Source organism: Cupriavidus gilardii (genome assembly GCF_017598945.1).
Taxonomy (GTDB): domain Bacteria; phylum Pseudomonadota; class Gammaproteobacteria; order Burkholderiales; family Burkholderiaceae; genus Cupriavidus; species Cupriavidus gilardii_E.
Genome location: NZ_JAGFTW010000036.1, coordinates 340,811 through 347,784 on the forward strand (window position 1 = coordinate 340,811; position 6,974 = coordinate 347,784).

The window sequence follows — 6,974 nt, forward strand, 5'->3', positions numbered from 1 at the left end:
GGATCAGCCCTTGTTGTCGGCGATGCGCACGCGCGGATCGAGCACGCTGTAGATGATGTCGACCGCCAGGTTGATCAGGATGAACAGCGTCACGATCACCATCAGGTAGGCCACGATCACGGGCCGGTCCAGCAGCTGGATCGAATCGATGATCAGCTTGCCCATGCCGGGCCAGGCGAAGATCGTCTCGGTGACGATGGCGAAGGCGATGATCGAGCCGAATTGCAGCGCGATCACGGTGACGATCGGGATCAGGATGTTCTTCAGCACGTGCACGCCGACGATGCGCGTATTCGACAGGCCCTTGGCGCGCGCGAACTTGACGTAGTCCTGCAGCATCGCCTCCTGCGTGCCGGCGCGCGTCAGCCGGATCACCATCGCGATATTGAGCAGCGACAGCGTGACGGCCGGCAGCACCAGGTGGCGGATGCCGTCGACGGTCAGGAAGCTGACCGGGATGCCCAGCACCGACACGGTCTGGCCGCGGCCGTTGGACGGCAGCCAGCCCAGCTGCACCGCGAACACCATGATCAGCATCAGGCCGACCCAGAAGGTCGGCAACGAGAAGCCGAGGATCGACACCGTCATGATCGACTTGCCGGCGATGCCGTTGGGCCGCAGGCCGGCCCACAGGCCGAGCGGGATGCCGAGCACGATCGCCAGCAAAATTGCCGTGATCGCCAGTTCCATCGTCGCCGGCATCCGCTCGAAGATCAGCTTCAGCGCCGGCGTGCCGTGCGCGAACGAGACGCCCAGATTGCCCTGCAGCGCATTGGTCAGAAAGATCCAATACTGCTCCCACAGGGGCTTGTCCAGGCCCAGCGCGGCGATGGTGCGCTTGATGTCCTCCTGATCGGCCTGCGGATTGATCAGGATGTCCACCGGATTGCCGATGGCGAAGACACCGAGAAAGACCAGCAGCGACATGACGAAGAGCACGACCACGCTCTGCATCAGGCGCCGGATGATAAAGACCAGCATAGTCGGGACGCTTTTCCTTCGCCGCCGGCGCCGCGCACTGCCTTGGCCCCCGCGACGAATGCGCGAAGGCGTGCGGCGGGACGCGGCACCGGCTGACGGCTATCGCCGCGCGATCTTCAATCGAGCGGCTGTTTTCGTGGCGATCGGCACATGGCCGGGTCCGCGCGCACGGCAGGGCCGGCTGCGCGCGGCGCTCCGGGATGGGCGCGCGGCGCCATTGGGCACCGCGCGCGCCGGGGCTGTCAAGTCAACGGCCTGCGGCAGCCCTGCCGCCGTTACTGCTGCGGCTTGAAGTTGTGCGCGTAGGTCCGTTCGTCGGTCCGCGGCACGTAGGTGATGCCCTTCTGCGTGGCCCACGTGGTCACCTGCTGATGGATCGGAATGATGCCGCCGTCGTTGATCGCGATCGCGGTCGCCTCCTGCAGCAGCTTCGAGCGCTCGCCGTCGTCGACGGTCCGCAGCGCCTTCTCGAGTACCTCGTCCATCTTCGGATTGCAGTACTCGCCCCAGTTGGTGGTGCCGAAGCCCTTCTTGGCATCCTCGCACGCCAGCAGCGCGCGCAGCGGCGAGCTGACCTCGCCGGTCTGCGCACCCCAGCCGAGCAGGCCGAACGACCACTCGTGCTTGATGCCCTTGGACGAGTACGTGGCCATCGGCATGCCTTCGACCCGCGTGGCGATGCCGATCCGCGTCAGATTCTGCGCGATGGTCTGCGCGATCTTCTCGTCGTTGACGTAGCGGTTGTTCGGCGTATGGAGCGTCACGCCGAAGCCGTTCGGATAGCCTGCGTCGGCCAGCAGCTTCTTGGCGCCTTCGGGGTCGTACTTGACCGTCTTCAGGTTCGGGTTATGTCCGAACAGCGTCGCCGGCACCAGATTGTTGGTCGGCTCGGACAGCCCTTCCATCAGCCTGTCCTTGATGCCCTGGCGATTGATGGCCATGCTGATGGCGTTGCGCACGCGCGCATCCTTCAGCGGGTTCTTGTCCATCGGCTGGCCGTCCCTGGTGGTGACGTACGGCGACTTGTCGCGTTTGGCATCGAAATACAGGTAGATCACGCGGTGCGAGATCTTCGAGAAGAACGACAGCTTCGGGTTCTTGCGTACCTGCGGCAGGTCCGGCGTCGGCACGTTCTCGATCGCCTGCACGTCGCCCGACAGCAGCGCGGCCAGGCGCGTGGCCGGATTCGGGATAAAGCGCAGCGTCACCTTGTCCCAGGCGGGCTTCGGGCCCCAGTAGTCGGGGTTGCGCGTCAGCTCGACCCGGTCGTCGCGCGCGTAGCTGACGAACTTGAACGGGCCGGTGCCGATCATGCCCTTGCCTTGGGCGAAATCGTCGGAGTTCAGGCCCTGCGTGGCCTTCTTCTGCACGATGAAGATCGAGGTCAGGTCGTTCAGCACCAGCGGATAGGGCTGCGCGGTGATCAGCTGGATCGTGTTCGGATCGATGACTTTCTTGGCGACGATGGCCTTGGTGTAGACGTCGAACTTGCCGGGGCTGTTCTGGATCGTCGCCGGCCGGTCCAGCGACCACAGGATGTCCTCGGCGGTCAGCGGCGAGCCGTCATGGAACTTGACCCCCTTGCGGATCTTGAACTCCCAGGTGGTCTCGTTGACCAGCTTCCACGACTCGGCCAGGCCCGGAATGATGCGGCTGTCCGCGTCCATCTTGATCAGGCTGTCGAAGATGTGCTCCGACACGTTGATGTTCGAGAACAGGTTGTAGAAGTGCGGGTCCATCGAGGTGGGCGGCGAGCTCATGGCCAGCTTGAAATCGGCTGCCAGTGCCTGACCGCCGGCGCCGAAGCTGATGGCTGCGGCGAGCAGGACGGTTGCAAATGCCTTCTGGTGGTGGCGAGGCGGCATCGAGCGATTCTCCCGAAAAGTGGGGGCAACTATAACGAGCGGCCTGTGACCGTCGCAAGCTGCGACGCCGCAAATTGGTGCAGGCGTCGTGACACAAGCGGGGCCCGGCTCTCGGACGCGGTACGGCAAGCATTAACTGTTCCAGTAGAGAAGCACCGGCGGCAATGCGGGGAAACCCACCTCCGGCGGCGGCCGTGTCCAATCGGGCCGGCATTTTGGCCGGTATATTGGGCGGCATATTGGACGACATCGCGGGACCGCCTCGCGCCGTGCGGGTTTTGGCGCATTCGGGCCGGGCATCGTATGATCCTGATGTTTCACCCTGGGTTTCCCCTGCGGTTTCCCGATTATCCGAACCCGGTTTTCCGCGGGTTTTCCCCCTGATTCCATTACCGCTTACCGCTCTTGCCACGGCCATGACACTGATCCCCGAAATCCTCCAGGCGCAAGACGAGATCCGTTCGATCCGCCGCGATATCCACGCTCATCCGGAACTGCGATTCGAGGAGCAGCGCACCGCCGATGTGGTCGCGCGCACGCTGACCGACTGGGGCATCGAGGTTCACCGCGGCCTGGGCAAGACGGGCCTGGTCGGCGTGATCCGCAACGGCAGCAGCGCGCGCAGCATCGGCCTGCGCGCCGACATGGACGCGCTGCCGCTGCAGGAGGCCAATACCTTCGGTCACCGCTCGCAGCACGACGGCAAGATGCACGCGTGCGGCCACGATGGACATACCGCGATGCTGCTCGGCGCGGCCCGTTATCTGGCCAAGCACCGCAACTTCGACGGCACCGTCCACCTGATCTTCCAGCCGGCCGAAGAAGGCGGCGGCGGCGCGCGCGAGATGATCCGCGACGGGCTGTTCGAGCGCTTCCCTTGTGATGCGGTGTTCGGCATGCACAACTGGCCCGGCATGCCGGCCGGGTCGTTCGGCACCTGCCCCGGCCCGCTGATGGCCTCGAGCAACGAGTTCCGCATCGTCGTGCGCGGCAAGGGCGCGCATGCGGCGATGCCGCATAACGGCAACGATCCGGTCTTCACCGCGGCGCAGATCGTCGGCGCGCTGCAGGGCATCATCACGCGCAACAAGCGGCCGATCGACGCGGCGGTGATCTCGGTCACGCAGTTCCACGCCGGCGACGCCACCAATATCGTGCCCAACGAGGCGTGGATCGGCGGCACCGTGCGCACGTTTACGCTGCCGGTGCTCGACCTGATCGAGCGCCGCATGAACGAGGTAGCGCGCGCCGTCGCCTCAGCTTTCGATTGCACGATCGAATTCAGCTTCGAGCGCAACTACCCGCCGACGGTCAACAGCGCCGCCGAAGCGGCCTTCGCGGTCGAGGTCGCGCGCGAACTGGTCGGGGCCGACAACGTCGACCCGAATATCGAACCGACCATGGGCGCCGAGGACTTTTCCTTCATGCTGCTCGAGCGGCCGGGCTGCTATCTGTTCATCGGCAACGGCGAGGGCGGGCATCGCGAAGCCGGCCACGGCATCGGGCCCTGCATGCTGCACAACCCCAGTTACGACTTCAACGACGAGATCCTGCCGGTCGGCTCGACCTTCTTCGTCAAGCTGGTCGAGAAATGGCTGACGCCGGCGTGAATGGCGGGAATCGCGTGAATGGCGTGAGCGGGACGGACCCTGGCGGCATGGCAGACAACGCAGCGACGCGGCCGGCGCTGCCCGCGCTCGATATCGCGACCGCCAGCGCGTTCGCACAGGTCGCGCTCGAAAACATCCTGCGGCCCTATCCCTACCGGGTCGACCACATGATGATGGGCGCGGGGGATTTGGCCGAACCGCGCGCGGTGCATCCGGTCTATTTCGGCAGCTATGACTGGCACTCGAGCGTGCATATGCACTGGCTGCTGGTCCGGCTGCTGGCCAAGCGGCCCGACCTGCCGGAAGCGGGCGCGATCCGCGCGACGCTCGATATCCAGTGGCGGCCCGAAGCGGTCGAAGCCGAGCTGGCGTATTTTCAGCGGCCGGGCTCGGCCACGTTCGAGCGCCCCTACGGCTGGGCCTGGATTCTGCGTCTGCAGGCCGAGCTGCGGCAGTTCCCTGGCGCCGACGAACAGGTACAGCGCTGGGCGCGCGCCTGCGAACCGCTGGCGACCTATCTGGCCGGACGGCTGACCGACTATCTCGATATCGCCGACTTCCCGATCCGCACCGGCACGCATGCCAATAGCGCGTTCGCGCTGGTGCTGGCGGACGGCTATGCCCGCGCCGACAGCCATCCGGCGCTGCGCCGGGCGATCGCGCGGCAGGCGCACCGCTGGTTCGGCCACGACCAGCGCTACCCCGCCCGCTATGAGCCGGGCGGCGACGAGTTTCTGTCAGGCGGGCTGATGGAGGCGGTGGCGATGCGCCGTGTGCTGGACGACTGCGCGTTCGCCGAATGGTGGGAAATGTTTGCGCCCGCGCCGATCGATCTGGCGACCTGGCTGACGCCGGTGACGGTCGGCGATCGTACCGACCCGAAGCTGGTGCATCTGGACGGGCTGAATCTGTCGCGCGCCTGGTGCTGGCGACTGCTGGGACCGTCGCTGCCGGAGCCGCTGCGGGCGAAGGCCGCGGCCGCGTGGGTCGATCACCTGGACGCGTCTCTGGCACAGGCCGTCAGCGGGGACTATGTCGGGACGCACTGGTTGGCGTCGTTCGCGGCGCTGGCATTGACGGATCCCGTCGTCTCCTGACTTCGCCGTCCGCGCTCGCCACGCATGGGCTTGCGCTCGCCGCCGGCCCGCTTCGATCGGCAGGGGGCGTGCGAGGGCGCGGCCACCTTAGTCGAGCGCGATGTCGCCGTACCAGGCTTCCGCCTGGCTCTTGGTATTGTCGGTGTCGGTCATGATGCCGACGGCGAGCAGCCGCCCCGGCTCCTTGCCAAACGCAGCGCGATAGTCGGCCCGCAGGTCCCGCTCATGGCAGCGCCATTGCTTCGCGTGGCGGGTGCCCGAGTCCACCACGATCATGCGGACGCGTTCGGTGTGCGGGTTCGGAATCACCGTGCCTTCCGGACGCTTCGCCCCCCAGATGTACATCAAGGTCGCATAGGGCATCTCCCGGCCGGTCATCAGCCGCGCCATCTCGTCCATCAGATGGTCCTTCAGCGGCAGCGTGCTCTTGTCGCCGTCGAACGCGACGAACACCCTCAGTGGCGCGTCCTCGCGCGGTCCGCTGGCGTTGTCGCCCTCGGCGATGACATCGCGGGTCTTCCACGCCCAGCGCAACTTGCCGGGCTCCCGCGGCTTGAGCGGAACGTAGAGGCCAGAGGCGGAGCCGTCGGCCCGGGCATGCAGCACGACGCGCTGGTCCACTTCGGTCAACGCATATTGGGTCGGGATCTTGTTGCGGTTGACGGTCCAGCTATGCCAGCCTAGCGGCAGCGCTTGCTCGGGGCCGAACGTCGAAAATAGCGGAAGTTGCTGCAACGGAACCGGCTCGCTGATTTCGTGCTCGCTTTCGTCGCCAACTTTCTGGAACGCAGCCGGCTCGCCGGAGCGGTGCAATGCCTCCGTGCGCAGCGTTTTGGCAGTGGAAGCAGCCAGCCGTTGATGGAACTTGCGGCAATCGAGCGGCGAGATTCTGGCCACCTTCGCCGCGGTCGAGGTACCGGCCGCGACGTCGGGCGACGAGGAAGGCGACGTTGCGCATCCGCTCAACGCAGCGGCGGCCGCCAACACAGCACCTGCAAACATCGGCCTGCGTGGGCCTGCGCCATTGATCCCGGCCATGTTTGCGGCCATACCTTCCCCCGAACTTCCCGACCGCCCGGCGCGCTTGGGCTCGGGCTTGATTGCGTGACGATGGCGATGCCATGCCCCGAAACGAGGCAGTGCAAGGCCGAGCGACACCATAACAGAGCCCTTCCGGACCGTGAACCGGTGACTTCACCCGGGCGGGCGATCTGTTGTATTCCGTCTGCGGGCGGATCTGTCGGCGCCGCCTTCTTTTTCGGCGCCGCAAAGCAAAACGCCCCAGACCTTGAGGGATCTGGGGCGTTTTCAAAGGAGAGCCTGGCGATGACCTACTTTCACACGGGTAGTCCGCACTATCATCGGCGCGAAGTCGTTTCACGGTCCTGTTCGGGATGGGAAGGGGTGGTTCCGACTTGCTA

General features: G+C 65.9%; 5 protein-coding genes and 1 rRNA gene. 2 read left to right on the forward strand and 4 right to left on the reverse strand.

Annotated features, from left to right (window positions below; translation table 11 throughout):
- Positions 1–3: 3 nt before the first annotated feature.
- Both J5T34_RS13435 and J5T34_RS13440 read right to left on the reverse strand, forming a co-directional pair.
- Positions 4–981, reverse strand: a complete 978-nt coding sequence (locus J5T34_RS13435) for an ABC transporter permease (RefSeq protein WP_208580165.1) — start codon at positions 979–981, stop codon at positions 4–6.
- Positions 982–1,256: 275 nt separating this feature from the next.
- Positions 1,257–2,846: an ABC transporter substrate-binding protein gene (locus J5T34_RS13440; RefSeq protein ID WP_208580166.1), complete on the reverse strand. Its 1,590-nt coding sequence runs from the start codon at positions 2,844–2,846 to the stop codon at positions 1,257–1,259.
- 416 nt (positions 2,847–3,262) lie between these two features.
- Here J5T34_RS13440 and J5T34_RS13445 point away from each other — a divergent pair, with 416 nt between their 5' ends.
- Together J5T34_RS13445 and J5T34_RS13450 are read left to right on the forward strand one after the other, a co-directional pair.
- On the forward strand, positions 3,263–4,456 hold the full coding sequence (locus J5T34_RS13445; RefSeq protein ID WP_208580167.1) for a M20 aminoacylase family protein: 1,194 nt from the start codon (positions 3,263–3,265) through the stop codon (positions 4,454–4,456).
- A 47-nt stretch (positions 4,457–4,503) separates the two neighbouring features.
- Positions 4,504–5,553, forward strand: a complete 1,050-nt coding sequence (locus J5T34_RS13450) for a DUF2891 domain-containing protein (RefSeq protein ID WP_208580168.1) — start codon at positions 4,504–4,506, stop codon at positions 5,551–5,553.
- Between the two features lie 87 nt (positions 5,554–5,640).
- Here J5T34_RS13450 and J5T34_RS13455 read toward each other — a convergent pair whose 3' ends face one another.
- Together J5T34_RS13455 and rrf are read right to left on the reverse strand one after the other, a co-directional pair.
- Positions 5,641–6,591: a DUF3047 domain-containing protein gene (locus J5T34_RS13455; RefSeq protein WP_244258881.1), complete on the reverse strand. Its 951-nt coding sequence runs from the start codon at positions 6,589–6,591 to the stop codon at positions 5,641–5,643.
- A gap of 280 nt (positions 6,592–6,871) precedes the next feature.
- Positions 6,872–6,974, reverse strand: a 5S ribosomal RNA gene (gene rrf / locus J5T34_RS13460); the annotation flags it as partial.